This window comes from Nostoc sp., from assembly GCF_036917615.1.
Lineage (GTDB): Bacteria > Cyanobacteriota > Cyanobacteriia > Cyanobacteriales > Nostocaceae > Nostoc.
In genome coordinates this window covers 150,395-171,796 of the sequence record NZ_JBALCZ010000087.1, presented here as the reverse complement: position 1 = coordinate 171,796, position 21,402 = coordinate 150,395, and the positions used below count along the sequence as shown (strand labels likewise).

The 21,402-nt window shown below is 41.6% G+C and carries 23 protein-coding genes and 1 pseudogene; 11 read left to right on the top strand and 13 right to left on the bottom strand.

Features of this window, described 5'->3' with window-relative positions; genetic code table 11:
* Nucleotides 1-24: 24 nt before the first annotated feature.
* The 3 genes from V7K85_RS32330 to V7K85_RS32320 all read right to left on the bottom strand — a co-directional run bounded on the left by V7K85_RS32330 (nucleotide 25) and on the right by V7K85_RS32320 (nucleotide 2,371).
* On the bottom strand, nucleotides 25-1,323 hold the full coding sequence (locus V7K85_RS32330) for a bifunctional folylpolyglutamate synthase/dihydrofolate synthase (protein WP_334820169.1): 1,299 nt from the start codon (nucleotides 1,321-1,323) through the stop codon (nucleotides 25-27).
* 153 nt (nucleotides 1,324-1,476) lie between these two features.
* Nucleotides 1,477-1,602 (bottom strand): photosystem II protein Y, encoded by a 126-nt coding sequence (locus tag V7K85_RS32325; RefSeq protein ID WP_334689941.1) that lies wholly within the window; start codon nucleotides 1,600-1,602, stop codon nucleotides 1,477-1,479.
* A 241-nt stretch (nucleotides 1,603-1,843) separates the two neighbouring features.
* Entirely contained in the window at nucleotides 1,844-2,371 is a 528-nt protein-coding gene (locus tag V7K85_RS32320) for a gamma carbonic anhydrase family protein (RefSeq protein WP_334820167.1), read from the bottom strand.
* A 15-nt stretch (nucleotides 2,372-2,386) separates the two neighbouring features.
* On the opposite strand from V7K85_RS32320, the gene V7K85_RS32315 reads away from it, so the two are divergent.
* The 6 genes and pseudogenes from V7K85_RS32315 to map all read left to right on the top strand — a co-directional run bounded on the left by V7K85_RS32315 (nucleotide 2,387) and on the right by map (nucleotide 8,011).
* On the top strand, nucleotides 2,387-2,575 hold the full coding sequence (locus V7K85_RS32315) for a hypothetical protein (RefSeq protein ID WP_334820165.1): 189 nt from the start codon (nucleotides 2,387-2,389) through the stop codon (nucleotides 2,573-2,575).
* A gap of 39 nt (nucleotides 2,576-2,614) precedes the next feature.
* Nucleotides 2,615-3,124 (top strand): TIGR02652 family protein, encoded by a 510-nt coding sequence (locus V7K85_RS32310; RefSeq protein ID WP_442940640.1) that lies wholly within the window; start codon nucleotides 2,615-2,617, stop codon nucleotides 3,122-3,124.
* Nucleotides 3,125-3,212: 88 nt separating this feature from the next.
* On the top strand, nucleotides 3,213-3,656 hold the full coding sequence (locus V7K85_RS32305; protein ID WP_334820163.1) for a VOC family protein: 444 nt from the start codon (nucleotides 3,213-3,215) through the stop codon (nucleotides 3,654-3,656).
* Between the two features lie 142 nt (nucleotides 3,657-3,798).
* Nucleotides 3,799-6,621 (top strand): M16 family metallopeptidase, encoded by a 2,823-nt coding sequence (locus V7K85_RS32300; RefSeq protein WP_334820161.1) that lies wholly within the window; start codon nucleotides 3,799-3,801, stop codon nucleotides 6,619-6,621.
* 189 nt (nucleotides 6,622-6,810) lie between these two features.
* Nucleotides 6,811-6,903, top strand: a pseudogene (locus tag V7K85_RS32295) (copper-binding protein); the annotation flags it as partial.
* A 280-nt stretch (nucleotides 6,904-7,183) separates the two neighbouring features.
* Nucleotides 7,184-8,011, top strand: coding sequence for a type I methionyl aminopeptidase (gene map / locus V7K85_RS32290; protein ID WP_334820160.1), 828 nt, complete (start codon nucleotides 7,184-7,186; stop codon nucleotides 8,009-8,011).
* A gap of 261 nt (nucleotides 8,012-8,272) precedes the next feature.
* Here map and V7K85_RS32285 read toward each other — a convergent pair whose 3' ends face one another.
* From V7K85_RS32285 to V7K85_RS32275, 3 genes are all read right to left on the bottom strand, one after another.
* On the bottom strand, nucleotides 8,273-8,578 hold the full coding sequence (locus V7K85_RS32285) for a cytochrome P450 (RefSeq protein ID WP_334820159.1): 306 nt from the start codon (nucleotides 8,576-8,578) through the stop codon (nucleotides 8,273-8,275).
* On the bottom strand, nucleotides 8,541-9,839 hold the full coding sequence (locus tag V7K85_RS32280) for a cytochrome P450 (RefSeq protein ID WP_334820157.1): 1,299 nt from the start codon (nucleotides 9,837-9,839) through the stop codon (nucleotides 8,541-8,543). The genes V7K85_RS32285 and V7K85_RS32280 overlap by 38 nt, the downstream gene beginning before the upstream one ends.
* Nucleotides 9,840-10,518: 679 nt before the next feature.
* A complete protein-coding gene (locus V7K85_RS32275; RefSeq protein ID WP_334820155.1) occupies nucleotides 10,519-12,000 on the bottom strand; it encodes a hypothetical protein in 1,482 nt (493 codons plus the stop codon).
* Nucleotides 12,001-12,208: 208 nt separating this feature from the next.
* Here V7K85_RS32275 and V7K85_RS32270 point away from each other — a divergent pair, with 208 nt between their 5' ends.
* Complete coding sequence (locus V7K85_RS32270) at nucleotides 12,209-13,612, top strand: amidase (protein ID WP_334820153.1); 1,404 nt, start codon at nucleotides 12,209-12,211, stop codon at nucleotides 13,610-13,612.
* A 2-nt stretch (nucleotides 13,613-13,614) separates the two neighbouring features.
* The gene (locus V7K85_RS32265; RefSeq protein ID WP_334820151.1) at nucleotides 13,615-14,328 is read left to right on the top strand and encodes a Crp/Fnr family transcriptional regulator; all 714 of its coding nucleotides are present in this window, start codon (nucleotides 13,615-13,617) and stop codon (nucleotides 14,326-14,328) included.
* A 117-nt stretch (nucleotides 14,329-14,445) separates the two neighbouring features.
* Here the strand turns inward: V7K85_RS32265 and V7K85_RS32260 are convergent, their stop codons facing one another.
* The 5 genes from V7K85_RS32260 to V7K85_RS32240 form a co-directional block, all read right to left on the bottom strand.
* A complete protein-coding gene (locus tag V7K85_RS32260; RefSeq protein WP_273764533.1) occupies nucleotides 14,446-14,637 on the bottom strand; it encodes a hypothetical protein in 192 nt (63 codons plus the stop codon).
* Nucleotides 14,618-14,821 carry a hypothetical protein gene (locus V7K85_RS32255; protein WP_334820148.1) on the bottom strand — a complete coding sequence of 68 codons (204 nt, stop codon included), beginning with the start codon at nucleotides 14,819-14,821 and terminating at the stop codon, nucleotides 14,618-14,620. The genes V7K85_RS32260 and V7K85_RS32255 overlap by 20 nt, the downstream gene beginning before the upstream one ends.
* A 9-nt stretch (nucleotides 14,822-14,830) precedes the next feature.
* Nucleotides 14,831-15,025: a hypothetical protein gene (locus tag V7K85_RS32250; RefSeq protein WP_334820146.1), complete on the bottom strand. Its 195-nt coding sequence runs from the start codon at nucleotides 15,023-15,025 to the stop codon at nucleotides 14,831-14,833.
* A 355-nt stretch (nucleotides 15,026-15,380) separates the two neighbouring features.
* Nucleotides 15,381-15,932, bottom strand: a complete 552-nt coding sequence (locus V7K85_RS32245) for a GNAT family N-acetyltransferase (protein WP_334820144.1) — start codon at nucleotides 15,930-15,932, stop codon at nucleotides 15,381-15,383.
* A 90-nt stretch (nucleotides 15,933-16,022) separates the two neighbouring features.
* Complete coding sequence (locus tag V7K85_RS32240) at nucleotides 16,023-16,889, bottom strand: aldo/keto reductase (protein ID WP_334820142.1); 867 nt, start codon at nucleotides 16,887-16,889, stop codon at nucleotides 16,023-16,025.
* A gap of 372 nt (nucleotides 16,890-17,261) precedes the next feature.
* Here V7K85_RS32240 and V7K85_RS32235 point away from each other — a divergent pair, with 372 nt between their 5' ends.
* From V7K85_RS32235 to V7K85_RS32225, 3 genes are all read left to right on the top strand, one after another.
* A complete protein-coding gene (locus V7K85_RS32235) occupies nucleotides 17,262-17,813 on the top strand; it encodes a hypothetical protein (protein ID WP_334820140.1) in 552 nt (183 codons plus the stop codon).
* A 418-nt stretch (nucleotides 17,814-18,231) separates the two neighbouring features.
* Entirely contained in the window at nucleotides 18,232-18,678 is a 447-nt protein-coding gene (locus V7K85_RS32230; RefSeq protein ID WP_334820138.1) for a hypothetical protein, read from the top strand.
* A gap of 189 nt (nucleotides 18,679-18,867) precedes the next feature.
* On the top strand, nucleotides 18,868-19,131 hold the full coding sequence (locus V7K85_RS32225; RefSeq protein ID WP_069070640.1) for a DUF3146 family protein: 264 nt from the start codon (nucleotides 18,868-18,870) through the stop codon (nucleotides 19,129-19,131).
* 71 nt (nucleotides 19,132-19,202) lie between these two features.
* On the opposite strand, the gene V7K85_RS32220 is transcribed toward V7K85_RS32225, so the two are convergent.
* Complete coding sequence (locus V7K85_RS32220) at nucleotides 19,203-19,658, bottom strand: Holliday junction resolvase RuvX (RefSeq protein ID WP_334820136.1); 456 nt, start codon at nucleotides 19,656-19,658, stop codon at nucleotides 19,203-19,205.
* Nucleotides 19,659-19,774: 116 nt separating this feature from the next.
* Nucleotides 19,775-21,265 (bottom strand): DUF3084 domain-containing protein, encoded by a 1,491-nt coding sequence (locus V7K85_RS32215; RefSeq protein WP_334820134.1) that lies wholly within the window; start codon nucleotides 21,263-21,265, stop codon nucleotides 19,775-19,777.
* Nucleotides 21,266-21,402: the final 137 nt, after the last annotated feature.

Sequence of the window (21,402 nt, the reverse complement as noted above, 5' to 3'; positions counted from 1 at the left end):
TAATTCGTAATTCGTAATTCGTAATTATGATTTACGAATTATATTGGTGGTTGCTAAAAAATTGCCTACTAAATAAAGGGAACCACACAAAACGATTAAATCGTCTGTGGTAGCGGTTAAGGTTGCGGCTTCTAATGCTGTGAATAAATCTGGATATATTTGGCGATCGCTTAATTCTGGACACAGGCTGTGAGCTAGGTTTGCTAATTCGTCTGGATCAGCAGAAGTTCGACCAGGCCAAGGTTCTACTGGTATTGGTACTAAATAAAGGCGATCGCCTGGCCGCAGTAAGGCGGTAAAAATCTCAGTATGATCCTTATCGGAAAACATTCCCATAACCCAATTGATGGGCTTGTGGTTAACTGCATCTAAGCTATCCACATACTGGCGAAGAACTTGGGCAGCGGCGGTATTATGAGCGCCATCAAGTAATAATTGATGGTTTTTCCAGGTAGTCCATTGCATCCGCCCTGGCCATTTAGTTTTTGCCATGCCGTTAATTATGGTTTCTTCAGAAATCTGCCAACCCTGTTTTTGGAGAATTTCTAAAGTAGCTAAAGCCAAAGCTGAATTAGTTAATTGAATCTGTCCCGCTAATGGTAACGGATATTTAATTAAATTAGAATTTTGAATTGTTTGATACTCTGCCCATCCAGAGGCTAGTTGACGGGCGGGTTGAGGTGTAAAAATCGGGCATTTTAATTCTAAAGCACGCGATCGCACAACTTTTCCTGCATCCGGTGGCAATGTCCCAACCACAACGGGACATCCAGGTTTGAGAACACCTGCTTTTTCTCTAGCAATGTCAGCGACGGTAGGGCCAAGTTGCTGCCAGTGTTCGCGGCTGATGGAAGTGATGATAGTAACCAAGGGTTCCAAGCAAACATTGGTAGCATCTAAGCGCCCTCCTAGTCCGACTTCTACCACAGCAACATCGACTTGCTGCTGGGCAAAATATAACCAAGCAGCCGCCGTAATTACTTCAAACTGAGTTGCCGATTCGTCATCAGGGCGAATAGCCGCTTGGACTTTTTGGAATAATTGGCTTAATTCCTCAGAGGAAATTGGCTGTTCATTCAGACAAATACGTTCTGTCCAATCGACTAAATGGGGGGAAGTGTAGCGTCCTGTACGATAACCAGCCTCAGTGAGTACTGAGGAAAGATAGGCACAGACTGAACCTTTGCCATTAGTGCCAGCAACGTGAATTACCGAGACATGGTGATGAGGATTACCGAGATTTGCCAAGAGGTTGACAATGCGATCGAGTCCCAAATGGACACCAAAGCGTTGAAGAGGTTGTATTACAGAATCGATATCCACAGAAGCGGGAGTGGGGAGTAGGGGGAACAGGGGGAGCAGGGGGAGCAGGGGAAGAAGGACTATTGTTCAATGCCCCATTAATCGATATGAATAAAACCGACTGCCTCTGTGAACAGAAACAGCCGGTTGAAGAGTGATGATATTGAGGCGAATTTAGGCTTCCCTATCCCAAAAGCCTTGAATTTGTCTTAAAGCCGCAGCGCCAATATTAAACACTGCCCAGCCAGCAGCAATGGCGACTGGTGCTAAAACGATCGCTATACGGAAATCGATATCCATATCTAGAACCCCTCTCTTAAGTAGAAATTAAAGTTTTGTCAACTGCTCTCATTTTTATTTTTAGCTGAAGTGGGCAACTTTTCCCAACCTATATGTAAAGAATGTTTAAATTATCGGGCATTGGGCAATTCAATTTTGGATTTTGGATTGACGATTTTGGATTAAATTTCAATCTAAAATCCAAAATCGTTCGACTGAGCGAAGCCGAAGTCTAAAATCTAAAATTCTTACTCCCCACTCCCTAAGAGTTGCTAAAGCCAATATCAGTACCCTTACCAGCATGAACTAAAGCTAACTTTTTATAACGTTTGGCGTGTTCAATCAGTTCTGCGGCTTCAACGTCTGTTACTTGCCGTAACACTTTGCCAGGAATACCGACAACTAGGGACAGAGGCGGTACATTTTTTGTTACCACTGCGCCAGCACCGATAATGCTACCAGCACCCACTCGTACCCCGTCTAAAATCACCGCGCCAATGCCAATCAAACTTCCACGCTCAATGTAAGCGGAATGTACCACGGCGCGATGCCCTACGGTAACATAATCTTCTAAAATTGTCGGAAAACCAGGATCACCATGTAGAATTGCTCCATCCTGAATATTTGTGCATTCGCCAATTTCAATACGTTCAACATCTCCCCTAACCACTGCTCCATACCAAATGCTCACCCCTGCTGCTATTTTTACCGAACCCATAACAACAGCATTGGCTGCGATGAAGGTAGCTTGAGAAAAATCGGGAGATATCCAGTAAGAAGCGGTAGACACGATAGAATATTAATTATGGTACCCAGGAACACTGGAGAAATTCCAACCTTTGAGGCTGGTTGCACAACCAGAATATCACAGCGTCAAGCCTCTACGCTGAGGAAAACACTAGTGAACTATGTTCCTGCCACAACTCCGTGTCTGTGCAGTAGTGAGCAAGTAACCCCAAGTGGCAGAGCCGAAGTGTATAATGCAACCCACTAGTGCTGGTGAAGACAAAATTATGTTTGTACGCACTTCATGATGAATCCAGGCTTGCAGTACCCGATGTTTGGGCCTGAAATACAGTGTCCCCATTGTCGCCAGACTATTCCGGCGCTGACACTAACAGATACCTATTTATGTCCCCGTCATGGCGCGTTTGAAGCTAATCCTAAAAATGGAGAGTTAATCCATTTGCAATCGGGGCGTCATTGGCGGAGGTGGAATAATGAATGGTACAGACAACATACTCATCCCGATGGTATTCGCTTTGAAATTCACGAAGCATTAGACAAGCTGTATACCCAAGGCTATCGAGCAACAAAAGTGATTATTGCTCGACGTTATCAGGAATTGATGAGTGGCTACTTAGAACGCAGTACACCTTGGCGTTCTGGAGTGCCGGAAGTTACGTCTGCCCGTTTGTATGGCTTACCCGTGGAGTTTAGCCCTGATACCTCAGAAGATCCCTGTTGGGAAGTGATTAATTTTGACTTGGAAAAAGAGCCTGGCGTCCCTGTACGCTACCCCTATTTCAGGTTATTTGAGTGAAGTTAGGGGTTAAAAGTTAGGAGTTAGGAGTTAAATTCAATTCATAACTCATAACTCATAACTTTACTCACAACTCCTAACTTTTCCTATGCACCACGCTTCTATTCGGACTGCGAATATTCATCGAGCGATCGCTTTCTACGAACATTTAGGGTTTACAATTTCGGAACGCTTCACTACAGGCTACACTCTAGCTTGCTGGATGGAAGGATTGGGCGGCAGAATTGAACTGATCCAAATTCCCGAACCAAAACCAGCCCCAGATGCGTTTGCTGACGAACATTATGTGGGATACTATCATCTCTCGTTCGATTTAACTGAGATTACATCAGATTTACCTAGCTGGTTGACAAATTTACAAGAACGTGTAGGACTAGCTGCTGAGAGTCAACCCGAAGAATTACAACCGTTGAAGGTACTTTTAGAACCGACACAACAACAAATAGGCGATCGCATTTACGAAGTGGCTTTCATCGCCGATACTGATGGCTTACCTCTGGAATTCATTCGGGTTTTAGCAAAACTCCCATAATTTAGCTTTTTTATTACCTTTGTTGCTAAGATATTGTTTTTTTGTATTGTTGCTGAGGTAACAGATTTTTTTGCCAGATTAAACTATGGTGACTCTCCAAAATAACTATGTAACTTAATTCACAGATATATCTGCTAAATACATGTATGGATTTTCCAGATTTTATAAATATCCCTTGCCGTTATTACTTTTAAGCTTATGGCTAGTAGCAGTTTTTTTGTTGAGCGATCAACCTGCTGATAGCCAATATGCAGCCATATCTAATAAAGAAAAGTACCAGTCAACCTTGCTAGCAAAAAGAATGCCCTCAACACTGACAGAAAATGTTCGCAAGACAGTGCTAGAGAATGGTCTAACTGTCCTGACAAAGGAAGTACATACTGCGCCAGTGGTAACGGTGCAGGTGTGGTATGAGGTTGGCTCACGCAATGAAGAACCGGGCGTGAATGGCATTGCCCACCAGTTGGAACACATGATGTTTAAAGGCACTCTAAATCGTCCGATTCAATTTGGACGTTTATTTAGTGCTTTAGGTAGTGATTCCAATGCTTTCACCAGCTATGACCAAACTGCATATTACGGTACTGTAGAACGAAACAAGCTGAAAGCGCTCTTAGTGCTGGAAGCAGACAGAATGCAAAATTCCCAAATTGAGCCAGAACAACTAGCGAGTGAGAAGCGGGTAGTAATTTCCGAGTTGCAGGGTTACGAAAATAGCCCAGAATATCGTCTCAACCGCGCCGTCATGCAGGTAGCCTTTCCCAATAATCCTTATGGGTTGCCTGTAGGTGGCACCAAAGCTGATGTCGAGAAATTTGAAGTTGAGCAGGTACAAAAATATTACCGTAATTTTTACAGTCCCGATAATGCCGTCTTAGTGATTGTTGGAGATTTTCAAACTGCAAATACCCTGGAAACAATTAAAGAAGTATTTGGGAAACTACCAAAAAAAGTGAGGAGTGAGGAGTTAGGAGTTAGGAGTAAAAATATTTTTACCCCATCTACCTCACTCAGCACTCCCATAGTGTTGCGAGAACCGGGAGCAGGACGGCTGTTACAAGTTGTGTATCCGCTACCAGATGCAAATCAACCTGATGTCCCAGCGCTGGATGTGATGGATTACATCTTCACAGAGGGACGGAATTCTACACTTTATCAGGCATTGGTGGAGTCAGGTTTAGCTAATGAAGTTACAGCATCCGTTACCAGTTTGCGAGAATCTGGCTGGTATGAGGTGTTGGTGACAGCTGGATCTAAACAAGATTTGAAAAAAATTGACTCAGTGTTGAGTAGTGCGATCGCCAATGTAGCAGAAAAAGGCGTGACATCTGAGGAAGTAGAACGAGCCAAAACCCAATTAACAGCAGATGTAATTTTGAGTAACCGTGATATTACCTCTCAAGCAATGCGATTGGGGAATGATCAGACAACTGCTGGTGATTATCGCTACACAGACCACTATTTAGCAGCTGTCCGTCTGGTGAAGCCGACGGATGTTGTTGCTGTGATTAACAAATACCTCAGAAAAGAAGCCCGAACAGTAGGCTTTTTTGAACCAACCCAAAAGCGGATAACAGGGATTGGTGACAAACCAGACTCCGCTCAAACTACGGAAAACTTCTCTTTTAGCGCATCTGTGATTCCTTCTGAGGTAGGGAAGTACTTACCGCCTGTGGATTTGGCTACAGATGCAATCGCACGAGTATTACCACAGGAATTCAAATTTACCAACGGACTGCGAATATTACTGTTACCTGATCATAGTACTCCTACCGTTACCCTGAGCGGCCACATTCAAGCTGGGACGGAATTTGATCCAGATGATCAAGCTGGACTAGCTGCTTTTGTGGCAGAGAATTTGCTCAATGGTACTAAGAGCAAGGATGTCTTAACTATTGCCAAAGTCTTGGCAGAACGAGGAGCGAGTCTAAACTTTGAAGTCTACCGCGAAGGTGTGCATATCGAAGGTGATAGTTTAGCAGGGGACTTGCCGATAATCCTTGAGATATTGGCGGATGTTGTTAAAAATAGTACCTTTCCAGCAAAAGAGTTGGAATTGCATCGTCAACAAACTTTAACTGATCTGCAACTGGAATTAGATGAGCCATCAGAAGTAGCCAGAAGAATATTTGTTCAGTCAATTTACCCGAAAAAACATCCCTTACACAACTTTCCCACAGAGAAGAGTTTACAGCAGATTCAGCGCCAGGATGTGATTAATTTCAAAGCTAAACATTATCGTCCAGACACAACAGTGCTAGCGCTGGTGGGAGATTTTGATCTAGACAAAGTGCGATCGCTGATTAAAAATGAGTTTGGTAACTGGGAAGTTAGCGGCCAAGCACCAACATTAAAATATCCCACGGTATCAATGCCAAAGAAAATAGTCAGTGTCAACCCAGTTTTACCAGGTAAAACCCAAGCTGTTACTTATATGGGTTACACAGGTATTAACCGTTATGATCCTCGGTTTCACGCAGCCTTAGTATTGAATCAAATATTGGGAGGCGATACCCTATCTAGTAGACTAGGTGCAGAAGTGCGCGATCGCCAAGGTTTGAGCTATGGAATTTATAGCTCCTTCCAAGCCGGGAAGAATGCAGGGACATTTTTGATTGAGATGCAGACTAGTCCTGAAGATAGCACCAAAGCGATCGCTAGTACCCGCCAAATGCTACAACAAATCCATCAACAAGGTGTCACTGCACTAGAGGTAGAAACAGCTAAACGCACCCTGATCAGCAACTACAACGTTTCCCTGGCAAACCCAGAGGAATTAACAGATAGAATTCTGATGAATGAGGTGTACGGACTAGATAAAGTAGAATTGCACTCCCTTACTGATAAAATCCAGAAAGTCACTCTTAAGCAAGTTAATCAAGCGGCTCGTGAGTTACTTCACCCAGATCAAATCGTCGTCGTTACTGCTGGCCCATCTGTGTTAACAGAGAAAAGTATTAGGTAGAGATGGGCACTGGGCATGGATAATAAAGAATAGGTCAAGTGGTTTTTCCCGCTACCTATTGCGGTTTTCAATTGCATGGAATACAGACCTAACAAGAGTAGCCCCTTCCCTATAAGGGAAGGCCAGTAAGATTCAAAGCCTCTCTCCTTTTAGGCTACGGTGTACACACAAGTTGAATTACCCCCCTTAATCCCCTTGAAATCTGGCACTTATGGCTTACGTTGTTCAATACCGGGGCATACGGAAGCAGGTATGACTGGAGAGATTGCCATCAAGAATTAAAAATTATTTGACTCAGTATTTGGCATCGGTCTATTGTTTCAATTAAACATAATTGAGCTAAGTGCCATAGTGTGCAGCGAAAAATAAGTTCTGGCGGTTTTGATTCAAATCCAAGACATCAGGAGTACGCAAATGTGTTATTCTGTATACGTTAGCGGCTAAACTGGAAGAATCCCTATCAGGGATTAAAACAACTTATATTATAGATATTATTTCTCAAGTAATCTAGAGAAAGCATTGATACTTCAGCGGCAGAGCCACCAGTGATTATTAATTTCCTATGAACATTTTCAGTAACTTACTTCCTCAAACAACTCAGCCTGCAACATCAAAAAAACAGCGCCGAGGAATTGAAATCAAATCGCCGCGTGAAATTGAAATCATGCGGCAATCAGCGACAATTGTGGCAACTGTCCTCAAAGAAATTTCCGAGCTAGTAAAGCCAGGAATGACAACAGCTGATTTGGATGCTCATGCAGAAAAACGTATCCGCGAAATGGGTGCAACACCGAGTTTTAAAGGATATCACGGTTTTCCAGGTTCTATCTGCTCCAGCATTAATAATGAAGCAGTACATGGCATTCCTAGTCCCAAGAAAGTGATTCGCGTGGGGGATGTATTAAAAGTAGATACGGGCGCTTATTACCAAGGCTTTCATGGTGATTCTTGCATTTCAATTGCTGTCGGGGAAGTGACGCAAGAAGCTGCTAAATTAATTCGCGTAGCAGAAGAAGCTTTATGTAAGGGCATTGAACAAGTAAAGGCTGGTGTATACCTACTTGACCTAGCTGGAGCAATTGAAGACCATGTGAAACTTAACGGTTTTAGTATAGTCGAAGAATTCACTGGACACGGTGTCGGTCGTAACTTGCATGAAGAACCTTCAGTATTCAACTACCGTACCCGCGAGATGCCAAATGTTAAACTCCGTGCGGGGATGACGCTGGCAATTGAGCCAATTTTAAATGCGGGTTCTAGACACACCCGAACATTATCTGACCGTTGGACAGCAGTCACTGTGGATAATTCTTTGTCGGCTCAGTTTGAGCATACAGTGTTGGTAACAGAGACTGGTTATGAGATTTTAACTGACCGTTCTAAGGTGTAGTTGTTAGTTGTAATTATCTGTTGTTAAGAGAGGTGAAGCGTCAAAAGAGGGCGATTTGCCTTTTTATTTTTTGAGGCAAAGGTTCGGGGTTTAAATAAGAGTCTGAAAATATCTTAAATTTTGAATTTTGCGGAAAGTCTGAGCGGAGGTTTCCGACGCTCGCGGACTCGCTCTAAGCGTTGGCGCAGCCTCTGCTAGAGAAGCCTGCGCCATCAGAACTTTCCAAGACGAATGCGTAAATTTTGAATTGTTAATCTGGCTTTACTCCCAATTTCTCAACCGAAAGCGCACGGGCATTTTATCGGACGGATAAATTAACAGGTTTTGCTGTAATTGTTCCAGAGAAGAACGACCGTTGACTAACTCCCAGTCGAAGTACCGGAGCAATAATGCTAGCATCATAGTTGCTTCTAGCATTGATAGATGCTCTCCCAAACAACGATGAGGCCCTGAGCCAAAATCTATCATTGGCAGTGAACTAGTTTCCTTACTCTTGTCTAACCAACGTTCCGGCAGAAATTCCTCTGGATTAGCATAGACTTCTCCATCTCTTCCAGCAGCAAGCAAGCATTGACCAGGATATTCTTGTACCGCGAGGAATCACTTGACCCTCAATTACAGTGTCGCGTTGAGTCTCCAATGAAGTCGAGCCTGATGCGACTGAATAAAGGCGCAACGTCTCCTTGATAATTGCGCGAATATAAGCCAATTCTCTGAGACTTTCGGTATTAATACAGCCAAAGCTTTGCCAAGCTTGGTCAACGATGTCCCGTGCTTGCTGAAAAACCCTGTGATTTAAGCTCAACTCTCCAACTGCAAAGGATAATGTATGGGCTGTTGTGTCAGTACCAGCTATTAAGAATTCAACAGATTCTGCTATTAATGTTTTGTGATTGTATTTTGGTTCTTTAGCAGCGATTTTGACTAACATTGATTCCAGGAACAAAGAACTTACCTGTGGTAAATTAGTTTTGTTTTCTTCTCTGAGTCTTAAAGCCAAGTCTACACGGGGAGTTAGAAATTCCTCTAAATATTCCCTTGCTGCCCAATAATCTCTTGAATTTTTAGTTGGCAAATATTTCATCCATATTTTCTCGCCAGTAGCTTGTCGTAGGAAGCGATAGCCTAAAATAGATATCGCTTCATACACCTTGAGAACTTCCAGGGGTTGCCCTTCATGACTAGTACTGTTTTTATTCACAGGAATGCCCAGTACTAAACAAGAAATCACTCTCATTGTTAGTTCTACAAACAAAGGATCTACCTGAACTTCTTTTGGCGGCGCTGCTTCCTTGAGTGTCTCAATTACTTGTTCGCAGGCTTGGCTAATCATTTCTACATATTTCGAGAGACTGCTAGAACTGAATTCCGGGTTCCAAGCTTTGCGCCGCCACTGCCACTCACTCCCAGTTTCTCCTATTAGAATCGGAGTACTGATGTCGTTCCAAGCTTTGCGTAATTGCTCAGACCTGATTAAGCTACCATCTTTCATTCCATTGACAATGGTATTGTCGATAACTTTTGGTTTACTTAAAATGACAACTGGGTTCTTGCCATTCCAAATAACATACATCGGGCCTAGCTGTTGACTCCAATCAAATATTTGCCGGAATAATTTCTTCTGTTTGACTGCTGCTAATATTTGAGGAAGATTTCCTAACAGCCAGTGTTTGGGAGGAGAAGGGAGTGATTGTAGCGATTTGTATGTGTTCTTTTGTTTCCACCAGCGCCACCCAATTGTTGCTGCGATGCTAGTAACGCTTAAGACTGTGGCTAAATATGGAACTGAGTCAGAATAAGCAATCTGAGCAGTAATGTCTTGAAACATGAATCCGCCTTTGTTCACCAAAAACTTCAGATTACTCAGATACTACCTTATTGTTTCCCAATTTGTTCAGCCTCTTTTCATCGTCGGAAATTAATATTAATAATATTGAAGATAGTTTAATGACGTTCGTGTGTGTTCTCTTAAAATGTATAGAGATTCTTGATCAGTAATTTGATTTAGAGTTTGGTGCTGTGACTAAAATTTAGTACTGGTAACAGCAGAGAAAATTAGAGAAAATTTAAATTTGGGGTAGATAGTAAATGCTATACGCTGGGTCTGGCTGCCATATACTTTCTGACACTAGACTTTCCTACCAACTGGCTGACAAGCGATTAAAAGCAATTATCAGGGAATGGCTTTCTCTTAGAGGGTGTTTGAAAAGTTTAAGTCCCGTTAATTAATTTAGTAGTGTCAGGGCTATGAGAAACAAGATCCCCGACAACTTTTACGAAGTCGGGGATCTGCGGCTTGCAATTAAGTCGTAGGCACAAATAAACCTAACTATATAACGAAATGTAAAAAGGTTGAAGCCCTTGTGATTGCTTCACTTCGCTTCTTTATGAGACGCACTCGCGTTCGCTCCGTACCCTACGGGAAGGCTTACGCCAACGCAATGACATAGTTATAAATTTTCCCACCTAACTATCACAAATAAAATAAGATTACTATAGTCTATTTTTTATTTTTGGATTATTTGACTGATAGCCGCATAGTTAGTTTTATAAATAGGAAGCGTTTCTTTAGCTTGTATAGAGACAAACGTACTATCTGGAATAGCTTTTAATAAATTAATTGCCTGCTCAAATTTATCTTTTGATTGCTGCCGAATTAGTAGTGAATGAGGCGAATTATGGAAAAATAAATTAGCTTCTATTGCTAGTTTTTGGGCTGATTCTAAGTTTGCTACAGCTTTATTTTCAATTAAGACTCTTTGATTGATTGCGTTATAGTTAATCTGATAGTAAGCTAATTTCTTCTTTGCCTGGTCAGAAACTGATGTTTCATCATGAATACTATTTAACAAGATTATTGCCTGATGCCATTTGTTTTGTGCTTGTTGCCAAACTTTTAGAGAATGCGGTGGTTTTTGAACCAGAGAAGCAGCCTCCATACCGAGTTTTTGAGCAGATTGAAAGTTGGCGCTCGCAGTTCCTTCTTGAGGTAAACTTAGATTTATCTGCTGTAATTGTGGACTGTTATCTTTAATTTTCCAACCACCAAAACCTAAGATTAATAAACTTGAGGCTATGACCAAAGCCGAACACACTATTTTTTGTGTCGAAAACTTTGCTACTATTTCTACATGCTGGCTAATAATTGGTTTTTTACTACTTTTCTGTTCAATCTTTTTCAGGGCTTGTTCTGCTTGTTCCCTTAAAGTATCACCCTGAATAATTAAAGCAGCAATTTGTTCTTGGAAAAAATCACAATCATTAAGAATATCTGTCAATTCTTGAAGTTTCCCCTGACTCGATATAATTAATTCGTGATCATCATCTAACCACTCTAATGTAAAGCCAGATTTCCCATAGAAAGCAGACACACCTAATAAAATATTTAATAAGCTATGACTATTTTTAATAGTATGAAAAATATAATTTAATTTTTGTTGTAATAGTAATAGCTCATTGTGATAATTGCTGATTTTTTTATTTTGACACTCTAATAGATGAGAGTTGCCAAAATTTAAATTAATCTTTAAGCTTTCAGCAATTAACTGAAAATTGGCGGTGAGGCTGAGATGATTAATATCAGAATTTAGTTGATTCACCAACTGAATATCACTGAGAATATCGGCGGCTATTGCCTGTAAAAAATAACCCCATTCAATCCAAGAATCAATTTTTGATTGTAAATCAGTTAATGAAATTTTCGTTTCTGAGTTGCCAAATTTTTTTGCGACAGTTGGATCTACTAATCCAATACTAGGTATAAATAAACTAGCTACTGAACCTATTCGAGGAAGTGTAGCGATCGCAGAACTTTTGAGGTTCTCAAATCTCAATTCCTGAGCAATTAATTTTTGAATATTCCGTAGTTGTTCCTGAGCATTATTGATCAGGATAATTTGTTCCATGATTTGATTAGAATCGCCAATAGTCAATTTGAGACTCTGAATCAGTGTTGGCAATTCACTAATAAGTATTTCTAGGTTAGCCATAAATACCCCTTAGGATTTTGTCGAAAGTTTATGCAAAACAATTAAAATAGCTTGAGTAAGAAGATAACTACGCCTGTTGCATCTGAGCATCCTAGTTGAATGACAAATCTCAGGAGCTATAGAATGTATAGTTCCCCTAAATCCTGCTAAAGTAACAATTTCAGTTTAAAAATCCCAGATAAAGACAAAATTACCCATTCACTAACGTATGAATGAAGTTGATTTAGCATTTACCCCAGCACTAAAGTTGGCACAATTAATCCGTCGCCGGGAAGTATCACCGCTAGAGTTGGTGGAAATATATTTAGAACGGATTGGGCAGTTAAATCCCCAATTAGGAAGTTATTTTACGGTGACGGCAGAATTAGCGATCGCAGATGCCAAAGCCAAAACAGAATTATTGACAACTACCTCAGAACTACCGCCATTTTTTGGGGTACCGATTTCGATTAAAGACCTCAACGCTGTAGCGGGTGTTACCTGTACTTTTGGAAATCCGGCATTACTGAACAATATCCCTAACTATGATGATGGGGTTGTGACACGGATTAAGCAAGCTGGGTTTACTATTCTCGGTAAAACAGCAACTTCCGAATTAGGTTCATTACCTTACAGTGAACCTACGGGTTTTCCCCCAGCTAGAAATCCGTGGAATTTAGAATACACCCCTGGCGGTTCCAGTGGTGGCGCAGCGGCAGCAGTAGCAGCGGGATTGTGTGCGATCGCTCAAGGTTCTGATGGCGGTGGTTCAATTCGGGGGCCTGCGGCTTGTTGTGGTTTGGTGGGACTAAAACCATCCAGGGGCAGAGTTAGTAAAGCACCCGTGGGCGAACGCCTGGCTGGAATTGCCGCCAACGGCCCAATAGCCCGGACTGTTGCTGATGCTGCTGCCCTTTTGGATACCATCTCTGGCTATGTCACAGGCGATCCTTACTGGTTGCCAGATCCCGAACTATCATTTCTCGCCGCTACTCAAACAAAACTCGGTGCTTTGCGAATTGCTTTTGACACTAGTATTTCTCCTTTGGGAGAAGCTGACACCAACTGTCAGCAAGGTGTCCGGCAAACAGTCCAGTTATTAGAACAACTCGGCCACCAAGTTGAACATAAATCCCCAGATTTTAGCGCTTTAGTTGAACCATTTCAAATCGTCTGGCAAGCTGGGGTAGCTGCGTCGGGACTTCCTGTTGAAGCTTTGCAGCCATTGAATCGCTGGCTATTTGCCCGCACAGGTTCTGTTGCAGAATACCTGCAAGCAGTTTCCCAAATGCAGATAGTGGCACGGCAGATTGTGGCGTTTTTCGATACCGTGGATGTGCTGGTATTGCCAGTTTATCTACATTCACCCATCCTGGTTGGGGAATGGGCTTCGCTGAGTCCAGAAGAGACATTCCAAAATATTATTCAATGGGTTGCCCCTTGTCCACCTGCTAATGCAACTGGACAACCTGCGATCGCAATTCCTGTAGGCTTTGATAGTAAGGGTTTACCCATGAGTGTACAGCTAATTGGTAAACCTGCGGCTGAAGCTACCCTGATCAGCCTCGCAGCACAATTAGAAGCGGCTAACCCTTGGATTGATCATCGTCCAGCCTTTGCAATATCAGGCTAATCATGCAGGCATCCCTGGAACAACTTTCACAAATTATTGTGTTTTCAGGTTTAGAAACAGTAGACAAAGTAAATTTGCAACCTTACACTCAGGTACAACGGTATCGCAAAGCAGAGATTATTCTGCATGAGGGCGATCATTTACCAGCAAAACTCTATGCTGTTGCCAGTGGAGCAATTCAAGTTACCAAAACAGCAACAACGGGGAAAGAAACGATTCTCCGCGCCTTAGCTGCTGGAGAAATTTTTGCGGCTCCTGCTTTATTAGGAAATGGAATTTCTCCAGCAACTGTCACTGCTGAATCTGATTGTGACATTCTGACTGTAGAGCGAGATGCTTTATTAAAAGCTATTGGGCAAAATCCGGATATTGCATTACGAATGCTGATGGTTTTTAACAGTCGGATTCAGCAATTGCATGAAACAGTCCACGGATTAGTTTCTGAAAGAGCTATTGTTCGTCTTGCCAGGTTAATTCAATATTTTGCTGCCGAATCGGGAACTGATTCAAGTCCACAAGGCGAGTGTTTAAAAGTCAAATTATCTTATTATCGCATGGCTCGGAGTAGCGGCATCACTTATGAAGAATGTGTACGGTTAATAAAAAGTTTGAAGTCAGTAATTGCCTATCGTCGGGGTGGGACGATTATGATACTTGATGCTGAAAAATTGGATGCGATCGCTTCTGGTACAATACCACCTGAACATATTAGCTAATACGTTCTATAGGAATTCGGTTGGATTTTGGCAAAAGACTACGAGAGAATACAGAAAATTAAATCTGTTATAGACGCAAATGAGTTACAAGCAAGACTTAAGCGCCTGAATTCTTCTTCAATCAACTTTTTTTTGTTTAACATAGTTACGAAAGTCATTTATTGTGAGTTGATCGAGCCATTGATGATGTTCTTTAGTATAGTCACCATAGCCTACTTCTAATTGCTGTAAAAATCTCAGCGTTCCTGCTACCCCTAAAGCATCAATTAGGGCTTTATATCCTTGCTGTCTAATTTCCGTCAGTTTCATTATTTTCTTCCTCTGGTTGCAAAATATTCATTAACCAAATCGTCGGATTTTCGACTTCTATTTTTAAAATATTTTTAAATTGCTTTGCTTTCCTGAAAAGGCGATCGTCAGTCGTCAAAAATATATCTGCTTCTCCCGCTTCTGCAAAAGCTAAATGTAACGCATCGTGAAACTTAAAGCTCAACTTTATTAATTATTCTGTTCTCAAGTCAATATTTTCTGTTGATTGGATATAAATGTTTGCTACATTTAGGATTGAGTTGACTTGTTCTTGTTTAAATAAGTTTGAATGTTGACTAACCTCAAATTCGATAATATCACTATTCATCAATATCCACTTGCCATCTTCGCAATTTTGAATAATCTCAGTTACTGCTTCAGCCTCCATACGAATCCGAAATTGTTCTAAATCGTCTAGGGTTCTATAGGACTATGATTTGATTTTTTAAAAAACTCCGTACAACTCGAAAAGCCTGATTCCCTATTCCCTATTCCCTACTCCCCACTCCCCGGCTACGTAGATAATTTCAGAAATCAAATATGATTCCTATATTCAGACAACAAACATCAAGATAAATTTTGTAAATTTTACTCATACTTCATACAAACGAGCCATTAATCTTCTTCATTCTCCTTAATGGCTGTTGCGATTTCCTCTGGGTATACTGTGGCCTCACGGTGTGGCTCTTAATTTTATTTTTACTTAAATATTTTAGTATTCTTTCAGCAGTAAAAGAGTAGAACTAGACACAAAGCTGCGATGCTTTCCACTCGTGGTCAATAATAGCGTAAAGAAAATTGTCGTACCATCTGCCTTTAATTAACTCTTTTTCCCGTAGATGACCCTTACGAAGCATACCAATTTTTTCTAATACCTTTACAGAAGCAATATTCTCTGCAACACACCAAGACCAGATACGATGCATTCCCAGTTCTTCAAAGCCGAACTTTAAAATAGCGTGTGCTGCTTCTGTTGCATAACCTTGTCCCCAATACTGAGTATTTAGTTCATAACCGATATTTGCTTCCCGCATTTCCGGGTCGTTTACACGAATACCACAATTGCCAATAAGCCGATTTTCTTCTTTGAGGACAACAGCTAACTGAAACTTTGTCCGTGGTTGCTCTTTTTGCTGATCAATAAATATCTGGATAAACTCGCAAACATGCTTTTGTGTGCGGTGCGTCCAATCGTTGTAACGCAAGTACAAAGGATCAGATTGATAGGCAAAAACCGCCTGCCAGTCTGCCTCTATAAAGTCACGCATTAGCAAGCGGTGTGTTTCTAAGATCATGTCTTTTTTTTATGCGCTGGGTGCAGGCAATCTAAGAATTTTAACTTTTACATTTTGCACCCTGCTAAATTTACGTAAGCTAGTGGATGATTAAGTTGCCTGATCAATTTTTTGTACTTCTTGATCAGATAGTTTCACATTGATAGCTTGTACTGAGTCTTCAATACTGGAAATCTTGCTAGCACCAGGAATTGGCAAAATAGCGGGCGATTTGGAACGCAACCACGCCAAAACGATATTATACACAGACACGCCTTTTTCTTTAGCTAACTGAGCGATCGCAGGGATATCTTGCAACTCCTGATGGCGACGCCTACCACCAAGGGGACTCCAAGGCAAAAAGGTCAATCCTTGCTGTTCGCAATACTTCAACACGCCATCATTTTCTGGCTGTCGTTGCCAAGGGCTGTATTGATTCTGCACTGAGATAATATCCACCACATCCCGCGCCCGCTTAATTTGTTCAACGGAAAAGTTAGAAACTCCTATAAACCGAATCAAACCAGCCTCCACTGCTTCTTTAACTGCTCCAAGGGATTCTTCAATGGTGTAATTAGTATCGGGGGAATGGTATTGCCAAACATCGATGGGTTTAGCACCACCCAACGCCTCAAAACTGACTCGAATTGTTTCGCGTAAATGTTCTGGGTTGCCGTTGCTTGTCCAGTTGCCATTGGGACGCATCAAACCGCCCTTAGTTGCCACAATTACTTTGCTAACATCGCCTTTATAACTACTAAGTGCCTTGTGAATTAATTGCTCGTTGTGGTGCTTATCTGACTCATCTTTGCAGTAAGAGTCGGCAGTGTCAATAAATGTAATACCCAGATCCAAGGCCCGATGAATAACTTGGATTGATTCCGATTCGGGAGGGCGATTAGAAATTGACATGGGCATACCACCCAAACCGATCGCACTCACAAAGATACCACTTTTTCCTAGCTGTTTGGTTTCCATGCTTCTAGCTATAGCTTTCTGCCCCAATTATCTACCAGCCAGCCAAAGATTTTTTAGGGATTCATCGGAAATCTTCCCTAGTACTTAGTACTTGGCGATAAGTGAATGGGCTACGAGGGGAATACTCTACTCAGGGGTTAAGTATTCTATACACAAGCGCTGATGAAAATTGTAGAGGAAACCCGTACCAGATTGCAGTTAAAACATCGACCACTCACATATTGGTTCAGTGGGTGGTGCATTTTTACTATCTGTTTAAGCTTTTTGATTTACTGCTTATTTTTTGAGTCTGCTTCAGTCAGTCTCAATTGCACTCGACCTTCACCAAACCAAATTAACTGTGACTTGAGGCGGTTTAATTTGCTGGGAAGTATGAAGAAACTCAAAATGTTTGATCTCCAGGAAGCATACATTCTTACAAAGACTGGTAGCAAAGGATCGAAAACTTATCAAGTTATGATTGTGACTCCATTTGGAGACTTTGCTCTACTATCAAATGTTAGCTATCAAGAGAATCAGGAAGTTGCCTTTCAAATCAACGATTTTATCAACTCTGGGCAAACTTCCCTATTAGTGCAGCAGAATCAGCGTAATTATTTATTTTTCTTAAATTTATTTACATTGATTATTATGGCGATCGCTGCTTATTTTGCAACATCACCTGTAACAATCTGCACCTTCTATAAGAGTATCAATAAGGTATTTATCGAACGGAAAAGTCTGCGTGGCAACCAAGTTATCGAACATCCGCTAAAAAATATTCTGCGTTTTGATATACAAGAAAAGCAATTTAAACACTCTAAGCTTTATCGGGCTGTAATTGTGCTGAAATCATTCAAGGAAATCCCAATTAATCCACAATACACTGATGAAAGCAGCATCCGATATGTAATTTTTAAAATCAACTCATTCCTAAGAACGTAACAAAAATTACTTGCCCATTTTTGACTGATTTAAACTTCTAGCAAGCTATAATTTACTGAAATTATACCAAGTTTAACCTTTGCTTGTTGAATCAAAAACATAGTGACTACAAGCATTGGCATTACTAAATTTATTGCTCTACTCTAACATCAGCACCTGTCAATAAAAAAACTGGAATAATCAGAATTTCCAATTGAGAAAATAGAATGCTTGGCACACTTGCCATTCTAGCTTCTGGCTCCTGACTTGTGAGTTCTTCTTAGTCAACTACAAATACTCAGTGTTTTGCATAAATCGTTTCAATACCCATAATTTATGATTTATGAAGATTTTTGAAAAAATTATGTATTAAGTAGCTACTAGCACTACATTGCAAAGTTGATAAAGCTGATGTAATTAACCAAAAATTCATTAAAATATGAAACCATTAGCATTAGGTAGTTCCTTGTTAGCTATTGTTGGATCAGTGGTCAGTTTAACACTGCCTGCAACAGCAATCAACGCAGCATACTTTGCCAAGACAACACAGGTTCTTTATTTTCCTCCTGTTGGAGGTCAGCAACTCATATTAGGGGAAATTCTTCTTCCTCCTGGTCAGTGGATAGTTAATTATTCAGCGACAGCTGGAAACAATGGAACTAACGGCATTGTGCGATGCTATGTCCGCGCCAAAGAAACAGGTGAGATTATTTCTATACACGCAGCTGCCCTTGGAACACAGCTGGGTGGATCTATAACAACTACAGTGGGTGGGGTTACACTCGTTAATTTAAATCAGCCAACCACAATGGTTCTTACCTGTACCCACGATTATACTAATGGGAGACCTTTCATTGATTCTGGTGCTGAGATAGCCGCTTATTAAGCAAGCCCTTAAATAAACCTTATTGGGTTATAGCCGCGACTTCAGGATACTGGAGTCGTTTTGCTTATTAACACAACCTAGTCAACTATAAATACTCACTTTGTCAGTTTGTCTAATTAGGCTATGTTTGATAAATAAAATAATAAGCCTACATGATCGGCTATTATTCTACACTTGACATAAAGCATTGTGAGTGCTAAACGTCTGCCAGAAACCATTGCCCATGTCAGAATTACCCGCCAATCCTGGCAACACGGCTTCCTTGAGGGTGAAGTGAGTGCAGGTGAGTTTGAGTGGCATTTCCAGTGGCATTTTCGCCGGGGAGAACTTGCCGTCAAGCCTTCCCAAGGCCGCGCCTTAATCAAAGAACCCCTCGGTCGATTTTTGGAGCAACAAGATTACCAGCTAGAGCCTGGAGGAGACTATGCTTTTACTATTCGGGCGGAACTCTAGGAGTTATGAGTTAAGAGTTAGGAGTTAGGAGTTTGGAGTTGTGAAGATATTAATTCCTAACTCATACCTCCTCACTCATAACTCCTCACTGCTGATTCTGTGAGGCGATTTAAGTATCTTTCGATTAAGAGAATGGCAACAATGTCATCTATCGGCCTTGGTGGCTGTCGCAGACCCTGCGGCAATAGCTTTATTAGTCCTTTGGGTGGGTACATTTGCCAATAGCGATCGCGTGCTTCTAAGGTTGTGTAGCGCTCATCCACTAAAATTATATTCAGCGGTTCTGTCAATTTCTGATATAATTCTTGTCTCCACTGCTTGGCTGTAGTTTGGTCTCCCATGACCATCAAAGAGATAGGAAACCTTTGACGCAGTGTCTCAATGGTAGTGATCGCCTCTTTCGCTAGCACGACCTGATGATAATGCAGTTGCCGATCCAGTCCGATCACCGCTAAACCACACTTATCTCGACCTGGATCAAACCCCAAGATGACTGGTTGCGTTGGTGAAAATTCACGGAAAGTCATAAGAAATTCAAAATTAAAAATTAAGAATTAGAAAAGAATAAATGCAATCACAGCAACTATTTTGGCTGCTGTTCAATATGTTTAAATCTTACTAATAACAGTGTACAAATATTTTTTTAAGTACTAAAAATAATTTCTCCGTTGACTATTGCTACTAATTTCACTCTCAATGGCCCGGCTGTATAAGTGTCCTCTGCTGCGATCGCTTTGATCTCCAATGGTTGATTATACTGTCTTAGTTGGGTGACAAAGCGCAGAAAAGTCCCTTCTACTTGGACATTTTCGACAATTCCGGCGTTACGGGCCCGAAATTGGGAAGCAGAAATCAATATTTCCAGCCGTTGTTGTAACTGATAGGATGTCATGGTTTGGGAATCGGTAGTGGTTGTGGCTAACACTGCGCCTCCCGAAAAAACCAATTGATTCCGGGCTGTATCCGCAAAAAATTCTATCTGCTTTTCTCCCCTGACGTAATTACCAGCCGAGAAAATTCGCATCACGTATTCTTGACCATCGCCAATCTGCTTGCTCAATTGGTCAACCCTATCCTGGGTCACGCGCAGTAACTCTACATTTGCAGGATTTGCCCCAGGCTCACTTAATTCGAGGTCGGCGTTGCGATTGGCTTGTTGTAAAAGTTGGATCACTGCTTGGCGAGCAGCAGCAGGTTGGGTAACACGAACTACACCAGCAGACAGAACTTGACCGCGAACTAAGGCCAGCTTACCTAAACGCAGGTCGCGGTAGGATTGATAATATTTTTCCAACCTTGCAACTTCCAGTTCTAGTTGCTCCTGTTGTCCTTCCAATTCTTTAAGGCGCGATTCCCGTTTGGTAATCACTTGCTCTCGCGCTGCAACTTCTAGATTACGCTTTTGAATTAGTTGATCCAGTTGGGCAATTTTTTGATCGCGCTGTTTTATGGCTTCTTGGCGGTTAGCAAGTTCGTGATCGCGTTTTTCAATAGCTGTTTTGGCTTCGTCAATCGCTTTTTTAGCTTCAGCGTACAGTCGTTGACGTTCTGTCTTCAGTAGTTCAACTGCCGCCTGTAGCTCCTTTCTCTGGTTGTAAACACTTTGGAGTTCAGCTATGGCTTTTTGGTACTGAGTTACAACTTGTTCTAGCTGACCTTGAGTGCGTTGGAGTTGAGTTTGAGTTTGGGCTTGTTGATTAATGGTGCGGTTCAACTGAGCTTGTGTTTGGCGTTGTTTGGCATTCGCCGCCTGCAAGGATTGATTGATTAAGAGCAAGTTTTGTTGTGCTTTGGCTTGGGCAATTCTTGCTTGGTTTAGCTCACTCTCTACCTGACTTTTCTGAGTTTCTGCGGTTTTTAGCTGTTCCCGCTTCTGCCTAAGGTCTGTTTGAATATCCTCTAACTCAAAAACTCCCTTTCGCAAGCCTTCGTCGGCAGCGAATAAAATCCCTAAGGTTGATGCTGAAATCAAACCACCAGTACAAATAGTTACCAGTACAGCGGTGTTTTTCGGACGCAGGTTAAAAAGTGAGAGGCGGGCTTTGCCAACTCGTGTGCCGATGCGATCGCCCACGGTTGCAATTACGCCTCCCAGAATTAAAATTGCTGCTATGAGGATGTATCCGGTGGTCATCTTTAGCTACCGAAATCCTTCCAGATACAGCCTACTACTTTTAAGCATTGTCTGTGGAGAAGTGGAGATTGGCAATAGCTGAAATTACTCAATTTTAGATTTACCTCTAGCTATTAGTGTCATTTTTCAAAACACAA